The organism is Phyllobacterium sp. 1468, from assembly GCF_031455525.1.
Classification (GTDB): domain Bacteria; phylum Pseudomonadota; class Alphaproteobacteria; order Rhizobiales; family Rhizobiaceae; genus Phyllobacterium.
Genome location: NZ_JAVDSX010000001.1, coordinates 624,973 through 648,424, shown reverse-complemented (window position 1 = coordinate 648,424; position 23,452 = coordinate 624,973). Strand labels below are relative to the sequence as shown.

16 protein-coding genes are annotated in these 23,452 nt (G+C 57.2%); 3 read left to right on the top strand and 13 right to left on the bottom strand.

Annotated features, from left to right (window positions below; genetic code table 11):
* Positions 1 to 201 precede the first annotated feature (201 nt).
* Positions 202 to 588 carry a hypothetical protein gene (locus J2X72_RS03150; RefSeq protein ID WP_310068338.1) on the bottom strand — a complete coding sequence of 129 codons (387 nt, stop codon included), beginning with the start codon at positions 586 to 588 and terminating at the stop codon, positions 202 to 204.
* A 76-nt stretch (positions 589 to 664) separates the two neighbouring features.
* Positions 665 to 1,075, bottom strand: a complete 411-nt coding sequence (locus J2X72_RS03145; protein WP_209998754.1) for a MarR family transcriptional regulator — start codon at positions 1,073 to 1,075, stop codon at positions 665 to 667.
* Between the two features lie 149 nt (positions 1,076 to 1,224).
* Here J2X72_RS03145 and J2X72_RS03140 point away from each other — a divergent pair, with 149 nt between their 5' ends.
* Positions 1,225 to 1,455 carry a helix-turn-helix domain-containing protein gene (locus J2X72_RS03140; RefSeq protein ID WP_310068334.1) on the top strand — a complete coding sequence of 77 codons (231 nt, stop codon included), beginning with the start codon at positions 1,225 to 1,227 and terminating at the stop codon, positions 1,453 to 1,455.
* 367 nt (positions 1,456 to 1,822) lie between these two features.
* On the opposite strand, the gene J2X72_RS03135 is transcribed toward J2X72_RS03140, so the two are convergent.
* Entirely contained in the window at positions 1,823 to 2,800 is a 978-nt protein-coding gene (locus tag J2X72_RS03135; protein ID WP_310068331.1) for a DUF2971 domain-containing protein, read from the bottom strand.
* A gap of 38 nt (positions 2,801 to 2,838) precedes the next feature.
* On the opposite strand from J2X72_RS03135, the gene J2X72_RS03130 reads away from it, so the two are divergent.
* Positions 2,839 to 3,003, top strand: coding sequence for a hypothetical protein (locus J2X72_RS03130; RefSeq protein ID WP_310068328.1), 165 nt, complete (start codon positions 2,839 to 2,841; stop codon positions 3,001 to 3,003).
* Here the strand turns inward: J2X72_RS03130 and J2X72_RS25025 are convergent.
* The 4 genes from J2X72_RS25025 to J2X72_RS03115 form a co-directional block, all read right to left on the bottom strand.
* Positions 2,937 to 3,149, bottom strand: coding sequence for a hypothetical protein (locus J2X72_RS25025; RefSeq protein ID WP_405044647.1), 213 nt, complete (start codon positions 3,147 to 3,149; stop codon positions 2,937 to 2,939). The two genes, J2X72_RS03130 and J2X72_RS25025, sit on opposite strands and share 67 nt — an antisense overlap.
* A gap of 58 nt (positions 3,150 to 3,207) precedes the next feature.
* Positions 3,208 to 4,692 (bottom strand): calcium-binding protein, encoded by a 1,485-nt coding sequence (locus tag J2X72_RS03125; RefSeq protein ID WP_310068326.1) that lies wholly within the window; start codon positions 4,690 to 4,692, stop codon positions 3,208 to 3,210.
* A 497-nt stretch (positions 4,693 to 5,189) separates the two neighbouring features.
* The gene (locus tag J2X72_RS03120; RefSeq protein WP_310068324.1) at positions 5,190 to 8,864 is read right to left on the bottom strand and encodes a TonB-dependent receptor; all 3,675 of its coding nucleotides are present in this window, start codon (positions 8,862 to 8,864) and stop codon (positions 5,190 to 5,192) included.
* Entirely contained in the window at positions 8,861 to 14,083 is a 5,223-nt protein-coding gene (locus tag J2X72_RS03115; protein WP_310068322.1) for a CARDB domain-containing protein, read from the bottom strand. The genes J2X72_RS03120 and J2X72_RS03115 overlap by 4 nt, the downstream gene beginning before the upstream one ends.
* A gap of 547 nt (positions 14,084 to 14,630) precedes the next feature.
* Between J2X72_RS03115 and J2X72_RS03110 the strand changes: the two genes are divergently transcribed.
* Positions 14,631 to 16,169: a UxaA family hydrolase gene (locus tag J2X72_RS03110; protein WP_405044633.1), complete on the top strand. Its 1,539-nt coding sequence runs from the start codon at positions 14,631 to 14,633 to the stop codon at positions 16,167 to 16,169.
* A gap of 4 nt (positions 16,170 to 16,173) precedes the next feature.
* Here J2X72_RS03110 and J2X72_RS03105 read toward each other — a convergent pair whose 3' ends face one another.
* The 6 genes from J2X72_RS03105 to uxaC all read right to left on the bottom strand — a co-directional run bounded on the left by J2X72_RS03105 (position 16,174) and on the right by uxaC (position 23,253).
* Entirely contained in the window at positions 16,174 to 17,019 is an 846-nt protein-coding gene (locus tag J2X72_RS03105) for an ABC transporter permease (RefSeq protein WP_224507623.1), read from the bottom strand.
* Positions 17,020 to 17,021: 2 nt separating this feature from the next.
* Positions 17,022 to 17,927 (bottom strand): ABC transporter permease, encoded by a 906-nt coding sequence (locus J2X72_RS03100; RefSeq protein WP_209998774.1) that lies wholly within the window; start codon positions 17,925 to 17,927, stop codon positions 17,022 to 17,024.
* Between the two features lie 6 nt (positions 17,928 to 17,933).
* On the bottom strand, positions 17,934 to 19,001 hold the full coding sequence (locus J2X72_RS03095) for an ABC transporter ATP-binding protein (protein ID WP_310068314.1): 1,068 nt from the start codon (positions 18,999 to 19,001) through the stop codon (positions 17,934 to 17,936).
* Positions 19,002 to 19,063: 62 nt separating this feature from the next.
* Positions 19,064 to 20,242 (bottom strand): extracellular solute-binding protein, encoded by a 1,179-nt coding sequence (locus J2X72_RS03090; RefSeq protein WP_310069286.1) that lies wholly within the window; start codon positions 20,240 to 20,242, stop codon positions 19,064 to 19,066.
* Positions 20,243 to 20,355: 113 nt separating this feature from the next.
* On the bottom strand, positions 20,356 to 21,828 hold the full coding sequence (locus J2X72_RS03085) for a mannitol dehydrogenase family protein (RefSeq protein WP_310068311.1): 1,473 nt from the start codon (positions 21,826 to 21,828) through the stop codon (positions 20,356 to 20,358).
* Positions 21,829 to 21,855: 27 nt separating this feature from the next.
* Positions 21,856 to 23,253, bottom strand: a complete 1,398-nt coding sequence (uxaC, locus tag J2X72_RS03080; protein WP_310068308.1) for a glucuronate isomerase — start codon at positions 23,251 to 23,253, stop codon at positions 21,856 to 21,858.
* Positions 23,254 to 23,452: the final 199 nt, after the last annotated feature.

Here is a 23,452-nt window from a genome sequence, read left to right as displayed (position 1 = left end):
CAAGGTCAAGGGATTTGGCGAGGGTGATGTTTACCCATCGGACGAAGCCGAAGCCCGAAGGAATTGGGCCAAATTCACCCGGCCTCATCGGTTTCCGGCTGGCGGCCAACCACTTTGTCAGGAGGCGTCGTCCGATGGATAAACATCGGCCTCGCCACCTTCCGCGTGGATTGTCTCGCCAACCGGGAAACAGAATTTGCTCTAGTTCAAAAGTGCCGGATCTGTCTCGACTTCGATCCGGTCCGCAACGCGCCGGATAAGCAGTGCAGGCTGTTTCTCGCCAACGGCAACCGGGATCGAGATCGAATGGGACTGGCCCGGCTGCAGCACCGCGGAAAACCTTACGATGGCGTGATTTCCGGTGTCGGAACTGACGGCTGTGTTTTTCGTATCGACTGTGGTCACGACATGCCAGCCGTCTGCCTGGCTGACCCAATAGGTGACGGCGGACGCATCACTGCCAAGGGCCGTAATGACGGCCTGCCCTTCTTTCACGTTGCGATCTGATTCGGTGGCCTGAACCGGCGGTGTTGCTGCGATCATGCCATACAGCACCGCACTGCCAGCAATCTTTAAATATCCCGTCATTTTCAGTCTCCTCTTATGTCGTCATGTCATGTGCGTATGCACACTACCCGGCACGCATTTGGACCTTCGAACTATTCTAGGTACTGCGTGTCATCTCGAAAAAATCATGCCGCCATTGTGCGGCTCGTTCGGACCCCACCTGGGCTTCGAATTCCTGCTGGGCCTTTTGCCATAGGGGCCTGGCCTCCCGGACCTTGCTCAGACCCGGTTCCGTCAGTGACAGCACCAGCTTTCGTGGCTCATCCAGCGCCGGTTCCGTCTTCAGCCAGCCATCACGTTGCATCGGCTTGATCGCCCGCACCAGTGACGTCCTGTCCATGACCATCGCCCGCGCAAGCTCGCTCATTGTCATACCCGGTCGCTCACCGAGCAACACCAGTATCGAGAACTGGGTCGTCGTCACGTGCGCTGCCGCAAGGTGCCGCTCGTAAAGCCTGGTGATGTAACGAGCAGCGCGTCTGGTCGCGAACCCGTTGCAGGCGTCCATGGATGACGTTTCATTCATGGACGCAATATAACTGTGCATATGCACTATGTCAAGGCCATGCTGATATTGAAACCTGCTGCTCATCTTGGAACCAAATATGAACCCATGCATTTGGGGAGACCGAAACTTGCCAGATCCGGAGATCCGCCATGGTTGATACGATTGAAACGACGGCTTCCGCCATCGCCGCCGGTGCAAATCTGGTGAAAATGATCCGGCAAAAATTCAAGTACACGGTCGAGGACCTCGCCGTCGCATGCGGTCTGACCGTCGATGAACTCAATGGCATCGAGATGGGCGAGGATGCCGAACCGAGGAAATTGCATCGCATTGCCCATTCCGTTGGCCTTGCGGACGATACTGCCGGTGTCGCCCATTAGGTCGCAGACCGTCTCGCATCTTCTTGCCGTTCAGCCGCCATTTTCTATCGGATTTATGTGTTTACAACCTAAGTCAGTCACCGCAGTCCGTCTCGTCTTCGTCCTGGACCGCAGGCCTGTCATCTATTTCAGACTGATAAGCGAGAACAACAACAGCGAAGATTGCCAGGACTATGGTTAGGTCGTGCATCTGACTATCCTCCTTGCGCGAAAACAGCACCCTCGGTTCGAACACCCTGAGGATGCGCTCAGTCCAGGTCGTGAACTGATAAATGGAAATGAGGCCATCTTTGCGGATACAAGGAGCAAGGGCGATGGAAATATTTATCCATTTCGTCGCTTGCGACGATGTTGCCGGGAACACCCTCTATCCCATTGCCTTCGCACGAACCGGCATCCCCGATATGACAACCTTCGATGCGGGATCGTCTACCTTTCTCTGCGCCAATTTCGCAATGATCGCATCGCGGACCGGTCCGGCATAGGCGGTCGGGCCAATGATGACACGGTCGATGAGTTCGGGCAGTTCTATACCCATCACATTGTCGGCGGGGCTGTTTTTCAGCGGCATCCGGTAGACCGTCTGCGGAATTCCACCGATGATGTCATGGTGTTCCACGAGTTGCGGCGATGGCCAGAGTTGCGGATTGGTTAAAACACGCCATTCGCGTTCGTTACCCAGTCCCGGATGTTTGGAGCACGTCGCCGCGAAGACCAGCATCAGGAACAGCATTTCAATCAGGGCGGGTTTCGGTAGTTTCGACAGGAAATCCTTGTTGGCAGACACGCGCTGGGTAACGACCTTGAACTCGTCATCGAGTTGGGGCCGTGTCCAGTATGCCACTGGGCTCGAATAGGCTTTAAGGGCCTCCGTCACCTGCATGAAAGGCGCGACCTTGACGACGACGGCGATCCCGGTCTCGCCTTTTTCATAGGCCCGCCACAACGATAGCCGGCCGGTGTCATTCTCATCGGGATCATGTTCGGCGACCGAAAGGACATAGGATTGCGTGCGCAGGCTCGGCAACGCCTGGTAGTATTTCTTGATTGCCTCACCCCAAACCCCGGGACTGCTGGCTTCGAGCGCCTTCGCCAGCGCCTCGCTGCTTTCCCCATCATTGTTCCACTGGTGCAGCTGCATGACCCCCTGTTCGACGTCGCGATAATCGTTCATGCATCGCGTGTTTCGAAACTGTATCTCCTCCTGATCGAGAATGCGAAACAGGTTCTCGGCCGTGGTGTAATGAACGAAGCGGGAATGCCCCTTGATGGCCAGGCGCCTGTCAAAAGTGGTTGGCATGAAGATGCTGAGCATCTTGACTACGTTAGGGTCCCAGTCTTCCAAATCATACTCCGAACACTCGAACTGGCATGCTCGTCCGCATGTCTTTAACACTCGCACGCGTCATCAACTCATGCGATGAAATCGGCTGCGGCCACCGTACCGCTCAGATCGACATTCCACAATCGAGCGTAGAAGTCTATCTGCCCGTCGGCATTCCCATCGCCCTCGAGACCACCGTGAAGTGCACCGGGAGAGTGTCGTAGCCACGCAGCCAGCCTGTCCCGGCTCCACCGATGAGCGTGTTGGCTCCAGCACCACCTTTCAGCCGGTTTTCTACCGCGCCGCCGCCACCATGGAGCCAGTCATCGTCGGGCGTCCCGTGAAGATTGGCATCAGCCGGGTCGGCGATCAGGTCGGAAGCCAGTGGTAATCACCCTGCCGTGTACCCGCCTGATCGACCACTTTGATCACATCACAAAGTCATGAACCGACAGGCCATCCTCGACATGCCCCGAGACCTCGGCGATCAGGTCGGCGATACCATCGCCATTCATGTCGCCCTCGACCAGCCAATGGTCGATGGCCGTGCCACCCGACGGGTCCTGTGGAGCATGAAAAACCCGCAATTCGCCGGCGACACCGGAGAAGTCGCTTTCGCCGATGAAATGGAAATCCTGATTGCCCGACGTGCCGGTGTCGGCATCGACCCTGCTGAGATCGATCCTGTCGCCTTCGCCGGCGTTGAAATCAACGATCGAGGTCACCGCGTTGTGTCCGCCCTGGATTTGGAAACCGGCTTCGATCTGACCGAAGATGAACGTGTCCGCACCGGACCCGCCCGCGAGGATATCGGACCCCGGGCCGCCTATGAGCTGATCATCACCGGCACCGCCATTCAGCGTGTCGTTGCCGGCGCCGCCATCAAGCGTGTCGTTGTTGTCGCCGCCGCGCAGGAAATCATCGCCGGAACCACCAAGAAGATGATCGGCGCCCGCGCCGCCATCCAGCCAGTCCGTGCCTGAACCGCCGACAAGCGTGTCATCGCCCGCCCCGCCATTCATCCGGTCCTCGCCCATGCCGCCATCGAGCGTGTCATTGCCATCGCCGCCATAGAGCCAGTCCTGCCCCGACCCACCTTCCAGCCGGTCGTCGCCGGCACCGCCGTCCATCCAGTCGCTGCCCTGGCCGCCGGCGATGTAGTCGGCACCCGTACCTCCGTTCAGGCGGTCATCGCCGGAGCCGCCATTCAGTGCGTCGTCGCCTGCGCCGCCAATCAGCGTATCATTGCCACGGCCGCCATCGAGCAAATCGTTGCCTTCGCCGCCATCCAGATAATCGGCACCGTTGCCGCCATCGAGCCAGTCGGTACCGGCGCCGCCAAGCAGGTGATCATCGCCATTGCCGCCATCGAGGCGATCCTCGCCCGCACCGCCATTGAGCGTATCGTTGCCGTCCCGGCCAAAGAGATAGTCCTCACCATCACCGCCGAGGAGCTTGTCGTCGCCGGCGCCGCCATCGAGCCAGTCGGTGCCTGCGCCACCGACGAGCGTATCATTGCCTTCACCGCCGGAGAGACCGTCATTGCCATCCAGGCCGACGAGCACATTGTCACCGGCATCGCCTGAGAGCTTGTCGTCAAAGGCGGAACCCACGAGATTCTCGAAACCGACGGCAAGCCGGTCGCCTTCGGCATCGCCGCCCCACGTGCCGAGCGCACCGGATCCATCCAGGCCGCCAAGGTGCACCATCACACCTTCGGACGAACCGACATAAGCCAGCGTATCGATGCCTTCATAACCGAAGAGCAGATCGCTGCCGGCCTTGCCCTGGATAAAGTCGTTGCCGCTGCCGCCGAACAAAATATCGGGTCCGTCGCCGCCGGTGAGTATCTGGTCCAGGCCGTTTTCCGGATGGATATTGAGGAGGTCGAGCAAGGAATTGTTCAGCGCCATCATGGCCCCCATTTTGAGTTAGTTAGAAACGGATTTATTGAGCTATATTTGGATATAGAACTAAATTTGGTATTTCATGCAAATGAATTTTTCATAACGAAGTATCGTGGAATATAATGGCAATGTACTTCAAAATTTGAATTAAATTATGCTTCTGATTATTGCTTTCATCGCATATGCAAGCCCGGTGGCGAGGCCACCCAAAACCAGAACGAAAAAGAGACAGTACCGGACGGTACGGCTTGCATTGGCCAAAATTCTGCGCGGAACTGGATAATTACGGCCAGCCGTCTCCCGCAAGAAACTGTTCGAGCGCAGAGGCTCAAATCGCATTGACAGTTTGCGCAAGAAAACCAGAAAATGGTGCAAGACTCAGCGATTCTCATCAAGAATGTGCGAAAATAGCGCAAGAATTTCAGCCGGCGCGTGTATTTTGGTTGTAAGCGATTGAAACATGTTTGGAGAATTCGACCATCAGGGTCGACTGGCAGACATCTCTAGAACTTTCCGATGACGTTGAGGAAGACCCCTTCATCATTCAGGACGAGGTCCCGCAGATCATCCGAGAAGCAGCCGAAATTATAGCCGACGCCAACCTTGAAATTGCTGCCGACATGACGGTAAAGCGCAAGGAGAGCGCCATAGTCGGTCGTGTCGGCTTCCGGCATGGCAAGGAGGCGGGCCTCGACCAGCGCGTCCCAGCTTTTGACCAAAGTCACGTCAGCGCGAAGAATTCCGAGATGTGCCGAGGATGTTTCCCAAGCCGAGAATGCCTCGCGATCCGTGGCCAGACGCTGCCGCGTCTCACCATAGCGGAACCCGTATTTTCCGCCGATCGTGAGCCAAGGAAAGAGGTCGTAGTTGATATCCGCCGACAGAATATGGCTGCGCTGCGACGGGCCGAATTCATCGCCGCTGATGGCGCTGACCTGATCTTCGCCCGGCGTATCGCGCAGCCAGCCATATTTGAACAGAGCGTTCAGCCGGTCGTTCTTGATCGGGCGGTAGGCGTAACCAACTGATAATTCGATGTAATTTCCATCTCGAAACGCGGTCTCGCGATCGGAGTCCGACAAAACTGCGTCAATGTTGGCAAGCAAACGCCAGTCCTCCGACGTCTTCCAGCTCAGTCCACTCGCGATCAGATAAGTGTTCGCGTCGCGGCTGTTGTCGTCGCTGTCCTCGAAGCGCGCCTCGCCCCGGATCCGGGCGCTGACGCGTTCCTCATCCTTGTAGCCAATGGCCAGGGAGACGGCCCTGCGGTCAAAATCCGCGCGTTCCAAACCGTCATCAGGATCGATCGCATCATCCTCGATCGTCCCCGCTTCGAAGCCGCCATCAATGGTCCAGCATTTATCGGGTGTGTAGACCACCCCGTAGGTTTGTGTCAGCGAATTTCGGGATCCGAACAGGTCATAGTTACGCTCGGCATAGACGGACAGCGTATCGTCCAACTTGCGCCTCGCGCCGGCCACAATGGCACCGCGATCCGTTCCAGAGAGATCGTAAAGGCGGTCGAGATCGAAGGCACGGTCGGGGTCCAGTCGATAACCGACATAGTATGTATCGTCCGCCGTTGGGTGATAATTGATTGCTGCTAGTGCGCCAAACCCTTGATTTCCATAGGAAACCTCACCGTTCAGGCTGATCTTGTCGGTCAGCTCGTAGTCGGTGCCAACGCCAATTCGATCGTTGCGATCAATGTCCCCGGAGCGCGAAATCGTGCCTTGGCCGAAGACGTAATAGGTATGATCATCGTCCGGCGAATATTCGAGGCGGGCGCCACTGTCGAGCCGCGAGCCGTTCTGTCCGGATTTGCGGGATGCGCGGGCAACAGGCGATTGAAGGTCGGTATAGGTCAGTCCGAAGGAAGCTTTCCAGTACTCGTCCAGCTGCCAGCTGATCGCCGACGCACCCTTGCGCTTCCACCGCTCGCCGATGTCGCGACCGTCGAAATCGCTTGTGCCGCGGCCTTCCTGATAATCGTCATAGTTGAAATCAAGACTCACGGCCTTCGTCAATGCGATATTGGCAAAGGCACCGAAGATGCGCTCATCGACGGAAATCTGTTCAGCCAAAGTGGAGAAACCCGCCTGTTTTTGCTCATAATATCCGCCAACCGTACCTTTTATACCGCCTCTGCTGATATCCTCAAGATCGAGCTGCGCCTTTGTGCGCCAGGAGCCGGCCACGCGATTGCGCGTGCCGGTTGTATGAATATCGCTCAAAGTCAGCCCGCCGTCGGCGGAACGGGAGGTGCCAAAACCGGGACCCTTCGAACGGGCGAGTTCCGCCTCGATGAAAGTGGTCTCGGAGTAGCGCAACTGGGCATCGGCGCCATAAGCCTGCTGGTTCGCAACGCCGGTGTTCTCATCCATCCCGGTAATACCGATCCGCAGCTTGTCGGCGAACCAGTGCTGGGCGCGACCGCCGTAGACATAGCCGTCAAGCGTACCGGCGACCGGCGTGAATTCGTACTGCGAGATGAGGTAGACCTTGTTGCCACCCAGCGCGCCATCCCGCACCGGCTGATCCGTGCCCGTCGTGGAAGAGAGCGGGCGCTTGAGGATCAGCATTCCTTGCAGATAATCAAATGTATAATCCTCGCCATAGCGCAGTGTGCGCCGTTCAAGCACCAGGCCGGTCACCTCGTCCCGCACCTCGACCGTCACCGTCTCGCTGCCGATGGTGATGTCCTGCCGCTTCATGAAATAGGCGAAACCACCTGTGCCGAGAAACTCGTCACGTTGCGGCAGTGTATCGGGCTGCGCTGCGTAGACGGTGGCTTCTGTCTGCCGTTCGCCAAAAGAGGTCGTCTTTTCAGATCGATAGACTCCACTTGCGCCATAGAGTGCTCTGTCGGAACGCATGAACTCGGTGCCCTGGATGCTCGCCTTGTAATTACCCCACATGACGTGGCTGCCGCCTCGATCGAGCCGAACATAGAATTTGCCATTGGTCGGCGCGTCGTCCACGACGCTCGAGTCGTCGCCATAGATCGGGTAGTAGTCCTCAGGGTCGATCCGGCGCAGCAATTGCCGAGGATCCTTGGCGTCGAGCCCGCGGAACATCTGATCAAGGTCGGTTTCCGTCGTATCGGCGGCAGCCGTCAGCAGATATTTGCCCTTGATCTTGCCCTTCACATAGAAAGCGAGACGTCCCTTCGTGTAGACATTGTCGTATTCGCCGGGGCGGACGCTCTCTATGTCTTTGTCTCCGAAGCGTTTGCCCACAGTCAGATCAGCCAGGCCCACATAGAACCAGTCGTTCTGGGGTATGACGATGTGGCGACTGAAATCCAGTCCGCCGCTTTTGGAAACACCAGAAAGCGCAACATCGATATCATGGTCGCCCGGAGGCAGGATGCGCTGCATGACAAAAGCGCGCTCCGGGTCAACCGGAATGGCGTCGCCCAGCGCCCGGATCTTGTACCCATCCGGAACGTTGCGGCCATAAACGGTAACCGCACCGCCGTGCACCGGAATATTGCGCCGGGCAGTATTGTCCTCCGCCATGCCCGGCGCCGTCGCCTCGCCCTCGCTCGAAGCGACATGACCAGTATTGCCTTCCGCCGGCAGTTCCCGGTCGGTGCGCGCCAGGGTCCGCGGCAATGTCTCGTCATACCGGCCTTCGCCGTCATAGACGCGCAGGACATATTGAAAGTGCTTGGAGTCGTCCTTCGTTTCCGGCATCACCCATGTCGCCTGGCCATTGACCGTAACAGGGATCACGGCGATCGGCTTGTCCGCCGGTTCATGCTCCGCATCCAGAATGCGGATTTCCGACTTTTCGATAAACGCGGGATAGTTGGACGTGGCGAGGAAATCCACCTTTTCGCCGGCCTTGTAGGCGCGACGAATCGGCATGGTCGACACGTTCAAGATGGGGCTTACATCGAGTCCGTCGAATTTGACCTGTATATCGGCACTACGCAAACCCAGATCGGTTTTTCGGTTGTGCAGCGCTCTCGCCGCCTCAACCGTCGGGCCAGTCCGGCTGGACGGACTGCCAGCCACCTTTTCCCCGTCGACGCTGATGGTGAAGGGAATTGCGGGATCGGACGCCTTTGCATCTTCAGCCTTGGCCAGGGTGGTGGCAAACAATGCATAACCGGCCAGCAAAGCTGTGATGCCGGAACGAACACGCGTTGAACTCACGGAAAAGTTGCTCATTGGCCCTGCTCCATGCGTGTTTCAATGTTCAACTCGTAGCCGCCGTCAGAGTGCTTCCACCGTTGTTTGATATCCTCCTGAAGCGTACTGACACGTTCCGTTGCAAGATCTCTCGCAGCCGTGACCAGATAGAAAATCCGCAAGGTTGAAGGCTGCAGCTTGAGCGCGTCGATCAATTGATCGATCCCCTCGCTCCACTCCTTTTTCAGGACGTTCTGGCCGTTTTCGAAGGCTCCATCGGTGATATCCAGGGCCACCACATGACCGATCGAAGCGCCGAAATTGAGCTTTGACATCTTGCCGGCGGTCAGGCGGATAACCCTTGGGTTTTCCGTGGTCACGCTATAGCCGGTCGGCAAAGTGCCCGTATCGAGCTTCATGAGGAAGTTCGAACCGATGCTCTTGTCGGGCAGATCGGCACAGGCCACATGGAAGCGGCCGTAACTGTCGGTGGTAATCAGCAGGCCCTTGACCGTCGCGAGCCGTACGCCGGGTAGGCCGGGTTCCCCCACGTCGAGATAGCCATTGCCGTTCACATCGTCGAAAACCTTGCCGACGATATCGCCGCAATCGAAGACCGGATCGATCATGATCTCGATGGAAGCACTTGCTTCGGGTGCCAGGCGTTCTCCGTCCGCTTCGGCCACCTGCGCGCGATTGGTGTGTTTACCCGGTTCTGCGGTGCTTAGGGCGAGCATTTGCAGACGGATCGTCAAAGCCGCATTCGGTCCAAGAACGATATGGTCAAAGCGGATATTGCGGCCAGCGACGACAGGGGCTGCAGCAACTCCGTTGATCTGGGCGGAGCCGTCAACATAACGGAAACCGGAGGGAACTATGTCGGTAACAACGATCGCTCCGACATTGTCCTTATTATTGTTGGTCACCTTGATGGTGAACGGCGCCTTCTCGCCCCGCCGGATCTGGCGCAGCCCCGCCTGTTTGATGATCGTTACATCATGATCACCATAGGCGGCAGGAAGATTGAGAACCGACGTGCTTTCAGGCGATTGAAACATCGTGCTGGTCGATCCGTCGTCACTATAGCCACGCGCCACCGCCTTGTTGGTTACGCCGGACTGCAATGAGGCCGCGGCGTCGACATCGGTCTGACCGAGTTTATAAGTCGCTGTAAACACATGCTCCGCGCCCGGTTCGATCGAAACCAAAACGGGCTCGCTACGCGACAGTTTGTTCGCCGCCGGACGGCCATTGAATACCGGTCCTTCATCCTCCACGGATACATCGCGGATCGGACCCGTGCCTTTGTTATTAACCACGAACCTGTAGGTGATTGTTTCCTCTGCATCGGCATAACCATTGCCGTTTTCATCGTTGAAGTGGCCGGTTTTGACGAGGCCCAGCTCCGGATTCGCCTCACCGATTTCCAGAACAGCAGCACTTTCGCCGCTATCGACAAGAGCAGCATCGCCGTCTCCGTCCCCACTGGTTACTTCGTCTCCTGGTGCCCGTAACGGTGCTGGCCCCCCGGTCGCATCAGGCGGAGCCCCTATCGATCTGGCGATCGTTGGAACGTCCCGCGGACCGACGGTGGCTGTCTTTGGCGGGACTTTCGCCATCCGGTGCCCATGGGCAACAGCCGTGTTGATCACGCGTTTGGCGACGACATCCGCCTGGGTAAGGCTGTAGGTGGCGGTAAACGTGCTCGTGTCGCTTTGGCCCGGGGCCAATATCGGAATAGGACCGCCTTTGATGACGATGCCCGGCAATTTGTCGGTGATCGTAATGTTGACGAGCGTTACATTGCCCGAATTGGTGATCTTGAAGGTGTAGGGAACACTGGACCCGGCCGTCCTGCCGTTTGGCTCGCCGATACTCTTGACAATGTCCAGTTTCGGCGTTGCCGCGATGGGCGTTGACACCTTTGCCGATTGCGCAACTATCGGATCGCCTGCGGGCGGGGAGGCTTTGACCATGGCGGTGTTTTCGACCGAACCCGCGTCGATATCGCTCTGTTTCAGGGTGTAGATCGCCCTATAGGCTGTCGTATTGACCTCCCCCGGCGCAAGACTCTTGATCGGCTGCCCCTGCAGCACCACGCCCGGCAATGGGTCGGTGACCGTGACATTGCTTAAGGTCACATTACCGGTATTGGTGATGGTGAAATCATAGGACAGGGTTGCACCCGGCACATTCCCGGATGCGGCGTTTGCCTTCTTGACGATTGTCAATGCCGGACCAGCTGCGAGCGCAACCGGTACCGTAACCTCCGGACTGGTAACCGACTTTTCGCCAGAGATCAGAAGGTCTGCGGCAACAGGCTTGGAACTGTGAACGCCTGTGGCCGCCGCCTTGTTGACCACCTTCCCCGCATCGACGTCCTTCTGAGTCAGTGTGTAGCTGGCAGTGAATGACGTGCTGTCCGCTTGGCCGGGAGCCAGCGTCGGGATGGGACCGCCTTTGAGCAGGACACCCGGCAGTGTATCCTCGACCTTGACATTCGAGAGCGTCACATTGCCTTCGTTTTTCACAGTGAAGGTATATTTGATGATAGCGCCGACCTTGGCCTCCGCAGGTGCGTCGGCCTTTTTCTCGACGGTCAGCTGCGTTACGACGGCGGCAACTGTCAGGACCGGCGGCGATTCAACCGGAATAAGCGGCTTTCCGTCGGGACCGTCCCCGGTCAACGTCGCAACATTCCTCACCGCACCTGCGTCGAGATCGGCTTGCGTGACGATGTAGTCCGCACTGCAGTTCTTCTCGGCTTTGGGCGCGAGCTGCTGGACCTGGCAGATTGGTGAAGCCGAAACGACCTTGTCGTAGACGGCAAGGTTGCTCAGGGTCGCATTGCCTGTATTGCTGATGGTGAAGGTATAGCTGATCTTGTCTCCGGCCTGCGAAATGGTGCTGCGGTCGGCGATCTTGGCAATGGTCATTGCGGGCGCGGGTTCAATGTCGACGACGGTCCCCTCGGAAGTCGTCGTCACCGGATTGCCCGTCGGCGGCGTGCCGGTGACGCTGGCGGTGTTTTCCACCGAACCCTTGTCGATATCGGCCTGTGTCAGCGTATAGACCGCGCTGAAGGTCTTCGTATCGGAGGCTCCCGGCGCAAGGGAAGCCAAAGGCCCGCCCTTCAGCACAAGTCCGGCCAGCTTGTCGGAGACGCTGATATCCGTCAGCGTCACATTGCCGGTGTTCTTCACCTCGAACGCATAGGCGATGGTCGAGCCGACCGCATTGCCCGACGGCTTGCCCGCCTTCTTGACGATGGAAAGTCCGGGCGAACCGGCAATCGGCGTTATCACCGTCGGCGAGGAAGTGGTGACCGGCCCGCCCGTCGGCGGCGTGCCGGTGACGCTGGCGGTGTTTTCCACCGAACCCTTGTCGATATCGGCTTGGCTCAGCGTATAGAGCGCGCTGAAGGTCTTCGTATCCTCCGCCCCGGGGCTGAGCGAGGCGATGGGCCCGCCCTTGAGCACAAGTCCGGCCAGCTTGTCGGAGACCACGATATCCGTCAGCGTCACATTGCCGGTGTTCTTCACCTCGAAGCTATAGGCGATGGTCGAGCCGACCGCGTTGCCCGACGGCTTGCCCGCCTTCTTGACGATGGAAAGTCCGGGCGACGGTATCTGGGTGATGACTGTGCTCGGCTGGGGGACAGGGAGCGGCGCAGCGTTCGGCGGCGGCGTGCCGGTTACGCTGGCGGTGTTTTCCACCTTGCCGGCGACAAGGTCGGCCTGTGTCAACTTGTAGTCTGCGGTAACAGTCTTGACGCCTGGAGCAAGATTTCCGAGGTTGAGCGCGGGAAGTTTACCGAGTTTGGTGTCGGTGATCACGACATTGGACAAGTCTACATTACCGGTGTTCTCTACCCTGAAAGAAAAGGTAATCTTGTCGCCGACCTTGCTGCCCGTAGGTGCGCCTGCCGTCTTTTGGATAGTCAAGCCGGGCTGTCCGATAATAGTGACCGCCGCCGTTGAAGGAGCGCTGGTGAGCGTCGTGCCATCCTTGGCCGTCCCGCTTGCCGTTGCGGTGTTGCTGACCACGTTCTCCGCGGTCTTGATATCGTCCGCAGTCAGCGCATAGCTGGCTTTGAAGGTGGTGGTGTCAGACGCCTGACCTGCAAGGCTGGCCAGGGGGCCGCCCGTGATAACAACGCCGGAAAGAGCGTCCTTGATCGTGACATTCGTTACCGGATCTTGTCCCGTGTTCGTGACTTTAAACGTATAATTGATCAATTCACCCACTGCGAATTTTGCGGGTGGCGTTGCCGTTTTGACAACTTCTAGGCCTGAATAGACAATCGCGACCTTGGCTTGGTTGGAAACAACATTCGTCGCGTTCTTGAAGGTGTAGCTGATGGGTGTAGGGCTGCCCTTGAAGGTCGCCAGTGGGGTGAACGTTAAGCCGCCGGTGCCGCCATCATAGGACCACGTGCCTTCGCCAGGCACGGTGAATCCGATGAGATAGCCTTCGGAAGATTTCGTGACATTCGTCGCATTGGCAGGTGCGACAAGGCTGACTGTATCCAAAGAAAGATCGCTCGGCGGCTCGGCTGAAAACACTCCCGTGCCACTTTGCACCCCGTCATTATCGAGAATGGAAAGGGTTACAGGCTGTCCCAACTGAGCCTGCTTCAGGTCATCAATGGCAGAGGGTTTGCGGAAATCCGAGCATTTAAGATCGAAGGAATCGGCTTTCTTATAGCTTGGATTGCTTAGATTGATGACGTAGGGGCTCTTCGCCGTGCGCCCCATGGTGAATTTGCTGGCGCTGCGATAAAAGACCTCAGCTCCGGACTCGGGAAAAAACGTCCCATTATCATAATCCTTGTCGCCCGCATCGCTGAAGACTTCGTCGAAGCCCGCCACGCTGCCGAAACTGCGGATAAGCGTTGATTTTCTGGAAATGCGAACAAAATCGACATCTCCCGTACACATGCGGACGTAGAGAACTTCATTGTTGGGGCCATCAAGATCGCTGAATTGGACACCGACATCCGCCTCTATCAGATCGGCTACACCATTCTTGCTCTTGTCTTTGGCAAGATCGTAAGTACCGGTCTTGTAAATGTACCAGTCAACCCAGATATCATCCGCACCATTTGATTTGATCGATGGCCGCTTACCGGTTACGACAAAGTCGTGGTCCCGGCTCGCGGTTACGACCCTGGCCACCAGATCGACATCGACCCCACCGACTTTCGCCGCCTTGCTGTAAAATGCGCGTTTTGTGCTGCCTGAGCCTTGGGTTGGCACCTCGGTCCCGTCCCTTTGGTTGATGTCTTGAAATATGAGGTTCGCCGCGCGGGCGGGCGGCGCTGCAAACGTCAATCCGGTGAAGGCCAATCCGGCCAGCAAAACCCCATTAGTCAAACAGCCTAGGATAGCCGACATGCAAAATCGGATTATGCGCGCGCAATATGTTTTCAACGAAATACCTGTCTTTCAAAAATTCAGTCGTGATCAAAACGCAACTTATAATTGTAGTAGTTTTTCGAAATCGGCAGAATCAAAACGGGCGAAAACAAGGCAAGCTATGCAATTCGCTATATTTGCACACTGACATTCCGTCAAGTGAAAGTTTAAAAATTCACCACAAAATCTAATTATTTCAACGAGTTAGTTTAAATATGCAACTTAGGGTTTATTGATGATTGTTTGGTTGCAGTATGGGAAGCGGCCGTACCCCCGCCGGCTAGAGCACACACGCATATGTTGTAGACGCCGCGATCGATAGGTCTCGGCTGTTTCATCTTGACACATTGCAAAGGTTTGCCGGAGCAATTAATATATCAATTGGTCAATGGAGATTTTCGTGGATACCCTTAACGCACCGCGACATTTGCGTCTTCACGCGAGCGACAATGTGATTGTTGCCGTTGATACATTTCAGGTTGGTCAGCACATCGAGGCGGTAACCGTGGCAAGCCGTGTTCCACGCGGGCACAAGCTGGCTTCTCGCATGATTGCCGCCGGTGAACCTGTGCGCAAATTTGGCCAGATCATCGGCTCCGCTTCCAAGAGGATCGAAGCTGGCGAATGGGTGCATGAACACAATCTCGACTATAGTGATTTTGTTCGCGAACCGGATGCAACGCACTTGGTTCGTGCAAATGGCATTTTGCCAAAAGAGCAGCGCGCAACGTTCGAAGGTTTCCGTCGGGCCAATGGCCGTGCCGGGACGCGCAATTATATCGGCGTACTAACCTCGGTGAACTGTTCTGCTTCCGTCGCGCGCTTCATCGCGGAGGCCGTGCAAAAATCCGGTCTGCTTGACGAATACCCGATGATCGACGGCATTATTCCGCTGGTCCATGGCGGCGGCTGTGCGCTCGACGTCAAAGGCGAAGGTTACGAAGTCCTGAAGCGTACCCAGTGGGGCTATGCGTCCAATCCGAACATTGCCGCTGTGCTGATGGTTGGTCTGGGCTGCGAAGGTTTCCAGATCGGCCGCTGGAAAGAAGCCTATAATATTGTCGAAAGTGATACGTTCCGCAGCCTGACGATCCAGGAAGTCGGTGGCACGCGCAAGACCATGGAAGCGGGCATTGCTGCCGTTCGCGACATGCTGCCGGTCGCCGCCAATGTGAAGCGGGAGACCATTCCGGCATCAGAACTTATGCTTGCTTTGCAGTGTGGCGGTTCCGACGGCTATTCCGGCATCACCGCCAACCCAGCTCTCGGTGCTGCCGTCGACCTTCTGGTGCAGCAGGGCGGCACTGCGATCCTTTCGGAAACACCGGAGATTTACGGAGCCGAGCATCTGCTCATCGAGCGCGCTTCCAACCCGGAAGCTGTCGAGCGCCTGCAATCGATCATCGCCTGGTGGGAGGATTATACGGCCCGCAACAAGATGGAAATGAACAATAATCCCTCACCTGGAAACAAGGCTGGCGGCCTGACCACGATTCTGGAAAAGTCCCTCGGGGCTGTGGCCAAATCCGGCACGACACCGCTTGAAGCTGTTTATGGCTATGCCGAGCCTGTCACGGCGCATGGTCTCGTTTTCATGGACACGCCCGGCTATGATCCAGTTTCCGCAACGGGACAGGTCGCCGGCGGTGCCAACATCCTCGCCTTCACTACAGGGCGCGGCTCGGCCTATGGCTGCAAGCCGACACCATCGATCAAGCTTGCCACCAATACGCCGATGTATACCCAGATGATCGAGGACATGGACATCAATTGCGGCGATGTGCTCGACGGCGTGTCTATCGAGGACAAGGGCAAAGAGATTTTCGAGCATATTCTCAAGATCGCCTCAGGCCAGCGCAGCAAATCCGAAGAACTCGGCTATGGCGACGCAGAATTCGTGCCCTGGCAGATCGGCGCCACGATGTAGTGCTCTATGCCGTGGTCTGCTGCTGTTTGGCACGAGCCACGATCTGCGTCGGATTGACAAAACGCAGCGCGATCAACAACCAGACCAGCGTCGTGACCATATAGACCACAGCCATCGCATCAATGGATTGCACTGCACGGACGCCTGAAGCAAAGACCGAATAGTAGAGCGCCACGACGAGCGTTTGGCTGGTCGGGCCCGCCGTAAGGAATGTCAGCTCGAACATCGCCACGGTGCGCACCAGAACCAGCAGCAAGGCCGCCAGAATTCCGGGCAGCAACATGGGCAGTAGCACATGTCTGAAGAGCTGGAATGTTCCGGCGCCGAACACGCGCGCCGCCGCCTCTATCTTCGGATCGATCTGCTCGATAAACGGGATCATGACGAGGATCACGAAGGGAACCGTCGGTACCAGATTGGCAAGAACAACGCCCCAAAAGGTGCCGCCGACGCCCGCCTGATACAGCACCGTGGCGAGCGGAATGCCGAAGGTGATCGGCGGCACCAGTAACGGTAACAAGAAGAGCAGCATGACCAGTTTCTTGCCGGGAAAATCGCGGCGTGCCAGCGCATAGGCAGCGGTCACACCGAGGAGGCCAGACAAAGCAACGACGGTGAAGACAATCTGAAAGGTGACAATGAGCACGTCACTCAGCTGGAATTCCGACCACGCAGTGAAGTACCACTTCGTTGTCCAGCCAGCGGGTAGCCATGTACCAAGCCAGCGTGTGCCGAACGAAGAAATGATGACGGTGGCGATCATCGCCACTAGGTTGATGATAAAAAAGACGACGACTGCCCAGACAGCAGTGATCCAGATTTTAGCCCCGATGGTTGTGTCGCGGATCATTGTCAGCCCTTTCCGCCCGCGGTCGAGCCGCGATAAAACATGTTGCGGATACCGAGGATCGCTACGACGATGAGCAGTTGGACCACTGCCATAATCATGGCGATGGCTGAAGCCATAGAATAGTCATACTGCTCGAAGGCCGCCTGATAGGCGGCAATGGAGATGACGCGCGTGGGTCCCGCTGGCGCACCAAGCAGGATGGCCGAAGGGAACACAGCGAAGGCCTGCACGAACGACAGACAGAAGGCGATGGCAAGACCGGGGATCAGCAAGGGCAGCATGACATAACGGAAGCGCTGCCAGCTCCTGGCCCCGTGCGTGGCTGCAGCCTGCTCCAGCGCCGGATCAATGCCCGAGACATAGGACAAGGTAAGCAGAAACGTGAACGGAAAGCCGGTGATGATCAGGGAAGCGAAAACGCCCCAATAATTGTTGGTCAATTTGAGTGGCCGATCGATTGCGCCGAGAAGCATCAATGTCCGGCTGAACCAGCCCTGTGGCCCAAGGTAATTCAAAAGGCCCTCGGCAACGAGCACTGTGCCGAGCGTCACCGGCAAGACCAGAATGGTCGTTAGAAGCCTTTGATGCTTCATCAGCCGCACACGGAAAGCCACCGGTAGCGCGATGGCTATGCTGATAATCGTCACCGGCACAGCCAGCCACAGCGTGGTCAGGATGGTGTCATAGAGAAACGGATCGGAGAAGAACTTGCCATAGTTGGCAAAAGCCCCTCCCTCTGCCGGTGTGAATGACAAAATCAACCCGTAGATAAAGGGGTAAATGAACACGGCCAGGAGAAAGAGTACCGCTGGCAGGACAAGAAGGGTGACGCCATCGATGCCGCGCAGCGCCAGCCGCTGCCGCAGCGACATGCGGTTATCGAGGGAGGTTGATGTGACACTCGCCATTTGCCGTTACGCCGCAAAAGCCAGCGCTCGCGCCGGATCTATGGAGAGCCAGATCGAACTGCCAAGCAAGGCCGTCTGTGGCGCATGAAAGACAAGCTCCAGACCTTCCGCCGTGCGCGCTGTTCCAACGAATTCACGCCCGCGATATTCGATGGTCTCGACGACAGCCTCTACCGTTTTGTCAGACTTCTCGCCGGCAATGACGTCATCGGCCCGCGCCGCTAAAACGGCGCTATCGCCAACTTTCAAATTATTGCGTGCAGTCCCCGTCAACATGGCTTTGCCAACGGCGACGCTGGTGCGGTCACCATCCGTGCCGACGACCTTGCCGGTCAGGCGGTTGCGGTAGCCCATGAATTCGGCGACGTCCAAGTGGTCGGGTCGTTCGTAAAGATCGCTTGGCGCGCCCACCTGACGAATTTCACCATCGCGCAGCACCACAACGCGATCAGCCAACGACAAGGCCTCGTCCTGATCATGGGTGACGTAGACAGTGGTGGCGCCGAGCTGGTTGTGGATGCGGCGAATTTCCGCGCGCATCTCGAGGCGCAACTTGGCATCAAGGTTGGATAGCGGCTCGTCCATCAATACCAGCGGTGGCTCAATAACAATCGCCCGTGCAATCGCAACGCGCTGCTGCTGGCCACCCGACAATTGCCCCGGCAATTTATGGCCCTGTCCCTGCAGGCGGACCAGATTCAGAGCCTCTTCAACACGCTTTTCCATCTCCGCCTTGGCAACCCCGCGCATCTTGAGGCCGAATCCGATATTTTGGCGCACTGTCATGTGGGGAAATAGCGCATAATTCTGGAAGACCATGCCGAAGCCGCGATCCTCCGGCTTCAGTGTATCGATGCGCTTGTCATCGATGAAAATGCCCCCACCCGTCGTTGATAACAGTCCGGCAATGCAGTTGAGCGCCGTCGACTTGCCGCAACCGGACGGCCCGAGCAATGCGATGAATTCACCCTTGCGGATCGATAGCGATACGTCTTTCAACGCATTGTGCGATCCAAAAGCGCGGCTCATCCGGTCAAGGCGGATCTCACTGAATGGCGATGACGCAAGCAGCATCGGGTACCCTTATAAACGGACATCATCCGGATAGCTTCCGGATGATGCGATGATCGGTAATTTCAGGACTTCTTGCCCGCGACTTCTTCATCCCAGCGGCGGAATGCTACGACCATGGACGATGGCTCCAGCGGAATTTCGACAGGATTGTTGGCAATCCAATCTGCATATTCCTTTCGGCCAAACTCTGCGATCGCATCCTGGCTTTCTTGCGGAGCCATGGTGATCGGCACATCCTTCACCGCCGGACCCGGATAGAAATAGCCCTGATCATAGGTGAAGGCCTGTTGTTCCGGTGTCAGCAGGAAGCTCATCATATCGAGAAGAACCGCAAGCTTGTCGTCCGCAATACCTTTCGGAACGCACATGTAATGAGCATCGGCGACCCAATGAAAGCCCTTGAGAGTCGCGACTGCAGCTTCCTTCGGAACCACGCCGAGCACACGTGGATTGATGTCCCAGCCTGTCGTCGAGACAGTCATATCACGCGTGCCTTCGCCCAGTTCCTTCATCAATGCACCAGTGCCAGTCGGGTAGTATTCTATGTATTTATGCAGTTCCTTGAGGTAGGCCCAGGTCTTGTCCCAGCCTTTTACCGGATCACGCGGATCAGTGTCGCCGAGGAGGTAAGGCAGGCCCATCAGGAAAGTACGGCCGGGCCCGGAATTCGCCGGGCGCGCGTAAAGAAATTTATTGGGGTTTTCTTTGGCCCAAGCCAGCAGCTCTTCCGCAGTGGTTGGCACCTTCTTGACGCGGTCGGGCATATATTCCAGCAGCGGTCCGGACGGGTAATAGGTCACCACCACGCCGACGTCTTTACCGAGAGCCAGCATGCGATGGGCAGGTTCAAGATAAATGGCCGCTAGATCGGGCAGCGAGGCGGAGTGATCCGGCAAAAGCTTGACCCACAGGTCCTGGGCGATACCTGCAGAAAGTGCATCGGTACCTGTCAGAATGAGATCTATATCCAGTCTGTTTGCCGCCTGCTGAGCTTTGATCTTCCCCGGAAGTTCCGGCGCCGGGGCCTTGGTGAAGGTGATTTTCGATACAAGTTCCGGCTTGGCCTTGGCATAATTCTCAATGGCTGTCTGCGTCAGCGCCAGATTACCCGCTACGTCGGCGATATTCAGGGCCACGGGCGACGTCGGCAGCGACAGCTTTGTCTGGGCGAACAGACGCGTTGCCGGCAGCGTGGCGACTGCCGCCAGGCCGCCTATGGCTTGTCTGCGTGTTATGCGGATCATGATTTCCTCCCTGGTGATATTGACGCGCCTGTTCAGGCTCCGGGCTCCCATCCGGCAATTTTACATTTAATATATTAATCTATCAGATGCATATAGCAAGGCCTTTCGCCTTAGACCAGCACCGATGCTGCAGCACCGTGTTTCTGGAGGCTCTCCAACTTATGCGCTACCGTTTCGCGAAATTGTTGGCTTTTCGGAAGATCCGCACCAAAAATCTCCTCCAGGCCAAGAAATGCGTCCACTAGGTCGCTGGCCTTTGTTTTCCCTGTCGTCCGCTGCTTGAATTGGCCGACGAGCGGATCGCGCACGTCGATCGGTTGGCCTTTTTCGTCCACTCCCGTAGCGTAACGCATCCAGCCGGCGACACCGAGAGCGAGATAGTCGAAGGGCTTCTTCTGTTCCAAACGCTTCCGGATCGTATTCAACAAGCGTTGCGGTAGTTTCTGCGAGCCGTCCATGGCAATTTGCCATGTGCGATGGCGCAGCGCCGGGTTGCGAAAGCGTTCGCGCAGCTGAGCTTTGTAGGCGTCCAGGTCAAATCCTGGGAGCGGCGGAAGCGTGGACGTGATCTCGTCGTCCATCATGGTTTGAATGAATGCGCCGAAGCCTTCGGCTTTCATCACGTCGGCAACTGTCTCATGACCGGCGAGATAACCCAGGTAAGCCAGGGTGGAGTGGCTGCCATTCAGGAGCCGGAGCTTCATCAGCTCAAACGCATCGACATTGTCGACGAACGTTGCGCCGAAGTCCTCCCATGCCGGACGGCCGGAAGGAAAATGGTCCTCCACCACCCACTGCGTGAAAGGCTCGGTCATGATTGGCCATGCATCGAATAGTCCCGTAGCCCGAGCCGTCGTGGCGCGATCAGCATCGGTCGTAGCGGGAACAATCCGGTCAACCATGGTCGAAGGAAAGGCAATATTTTCGCCAATATACCGTCCAAGAGCAGCATCGCGCAGTTCGGCAAAACGTGTAACCACCCGCTTCAGCGTTTCGCCATTGGAGGGCAGGTTATCGCAGGATAACAGCGTGAAAGGCGCGGTACCATTGGCGCGTCGCCGGGCCAGTGCTTCTACGATAAAACCAATGGCCGAGCGCGGGGCGTGAGGATGAGCAAGGTCGTGGACGATATCGGCGTGAGATTCATCGAGCGACGCGGTGGCGGGCGAATAGCAGTATCCCTTTTCCGTCACGGTCAAGGAAACGATCCGGACCTCGGGATCTGCCATCGCAATGAGCACTGGTTCCGGATTTTCAGGTGCGACCAGAACTTTTGCGACACTACCGATCACACGGAAGCTATCGCCGCCGCCATCGCGGGACGCAACGGTGTAAAGTCCGTCTTGCGGTCCGATTGCCTCTTTCGTATCGCCGCTCCGTAGTGAAACACCGAGTATGCCCCAGCGATTGTCGCCACTGGCGAGTACGCTGTCCGTATAGACGGCCTGATGTGCTCTGTGGAACGCACCAATGCCGAGATGCACGATACCAATCCGAACCTCGGCTCGATTGTAGCCGGGTTGCTTCACGTTTGTCGCCAGATGGTGCAGCGTCGTGTCGGAGAGACGTAACATTTCAGTCATTCTGGGCCTGCAATTGTGGTTTCTTTTTCAAAGCTTGTAAGTTTCTTTCGCCAGGCGGTAGGCAAGATCATGCGCGATTTCTACCGCCTCGTCCTCGTCCAACCTGTGATCGGCAACCAGCCGAGCCAGATATGCGCAGTCGACACGACGCGCCATGTCATGGCGTGCAGGTATGGACATATAGGCGCGCGTATCATCGTTAAAGCCGACCGTATTATAGAAACCGGCAGTCTCGGTGGTCAGTTCACGGAAGCGGCGCATCCCTTCCGGACTATCATGAAACCACCAGGCTGGGCCAAGGCGCAGGGCCGGATAATGGCCCGCGAGGGGGGCAAGTTCCCGACTGTAGCTGGTTTCATCGAGGGTGAAGAGGATAAGCGTCAGCCGCGGATCGTTGCCAAACGCGTCAAGCAGAGGTTTCAGTTCCTCGACATAGCCGGTAGGGCGCGGAATATCCGCTCCTTTGTCCGCTCCAAACCGTTCGAACAGAGCGGGATTGTGATTCCGGTAGGAGCCTGGATGGATTTGCATGACCAGGCCGTCCTCGATGCTCATTCGCGCCATTTCCGTCAGCATCTGTGCGCGGAAGAGGTCGGCGTCTTCAGGCGAAGCGCCTTTCAGCACTCGTTGGAACAATGCTGACGCCGCGGAGACAGAAAGATCAGCGGTACGAGCGTTCGGGTGTCCGTGATCGCTGGACGTGGCACCACGTCGCTTGAAATAGGCACGTCGCACCCGATGCGCTTCGAGATATCCCTCATAGTCGAGTTTAGTGCCCGCAAGTCCAACAAAACCCTCGACGTTCGTGAGAAAGTCCGCACGCGATGCATCGACGACGGCATCGGGCCGGTAGGCGGGAACGACGCGGCCGTCCCAACCGGATTTCAAGATGGCATCATGCGCCGCAAGTTGATCCGTCGCCGCATCTGTCGTCGAGATGACTTCGATGCCAAACTGTTTGTAGAGCGCTCGCGGACGCATGGTCGGTTCTGTCAGGCGCTCTGCAATCCGATCATAAAGCGCATCTGCATTGTTCTCTCCAAGCCGCTCCTCGATGCCGAAAACCGATTCCAGTGCGTGCTCAAACCATAGGCGGGAGGGTGTGCCCCTAAACAGGTAGAAGTGCTTCGCAAACAGTCGCCATATCTTGCGGCCGTCAGCCTCCACGGGGCCTCCATCCTGACGTGGCACGCCGAGATCTTCCAACCGCACACCCTGCGAGTAGAGCATGCGAAAAATATAATGATCGGGCTTGACGAACAGGCTCGCCGGGTCTGGAAACGCTTCGTCATTCGCATACCAGAGCGGATCGGTGTGACCATGCGGCGAGATGATCGGCAACCTCTCGACCGCACTGAACAGACGGCGGGCGATCCCTCGCGCATCGGGCTCGATCGGGAAAAGTCGGTCAGGATGAAGTGTCATTATGCGTCCTTGCTACCACCATCGCGTCTGCACCGACCTTGATGCCAAGCCGTTGATGCTCGATCGATAATGGCCAATTGCGCCATTTGTGAACATTGGCAACGATGATCTTGGCGAAGACTAAATAATAATATATTAGTATGTCAACCGAAACTGAATGCGTTTGATATCATCGCATAACGCCGGTCCCGGACTATGA

Bases quoted from the DNA above. Each gene is read 5' to 3' on its own strand.
- J2X72_RS03150 (WP_310068338.1), bottom strand. From the start codon at position 588: ATGACGGGATATTTAAAGATTGCTGGCAGTGCGGTGCTGTATGGCATG.
- J2X72_RS03145 (WP_209998754.1), bottom strand. From the start codon at position 1,075: ATGGACGCCTGCAACGGGTTCGCGACCAGACGCGCTGCTCGTTACATC.
- J2X72_RS03140 (WP_310068334.1), top strand. From the start codon at position 1,225: ATGGTTGATACGATTGAAACGACGGCTTCCGCCATCGCCGCCGGTGCA.
- J2X72_RS03130 (WP_310068328.1), top strand. From the start codon at position 2,839: ATGTCTTTAACACTCGCACGCGTCATCAACTCATGCGATGAAATCGGC.
- J2X72_RS03125 (WP_310068326.1), bottom strand. From the start codon at position 4,692: ATGGCGCTGAACAATTCCTTGCTCGACCTCCTCAATATCCATCCGGAA.
- J2X72_RS03120 (WP_310068324.1), bottom strand. From the start codon at position 8,864: ATGAGCAACTTTTCCGTGAGTTCAACGCGTGTTCGTTCCGGCATCACA.
- J2X72_RS03110 (WP_405044633.1), top strand. From the start codon at position 14,631: ATGGAGATTTTCGTGGATACCCTTAACGCACCGCGACATTTGCGTCTT.
- J2X72_RS03105 (WP_224507623.1), bottom strand. From the start codon at position 17,019: ATGATCCGCGACACAACCATCGGGGCTAAAATCTGGATCACTGCTGTC.
- J2X72_RS03100 (WP_209998774.1), bottom strand. From the start codon at position 17,927: ATGGCGAGTGTCACATCAACCTCCCTCGATAACCGCATGTCGCTGCGG.
- J2X72_RS03095 (WP_310068314.1), bottom strand. From the start codon at position 19,001: ATGCTGCTTGCGTCATCGCCATTCAGTGAGATCCGCCTTGACCGGATG.
- J2X72_RS03085 (WP_310068311.1), bottom strand. From the start codon at position 21,828: ATGACTGAAATGTTACGTCTCTCCGACACGACGCTGCACCATCTGGCG.
- uxaC (WP_310068308.1), bottom strand. From the start codon at position 23,253: ATGACACTTCATCCTGACCGACTTTTCCCGATCGAGCCCGATGCGCGA.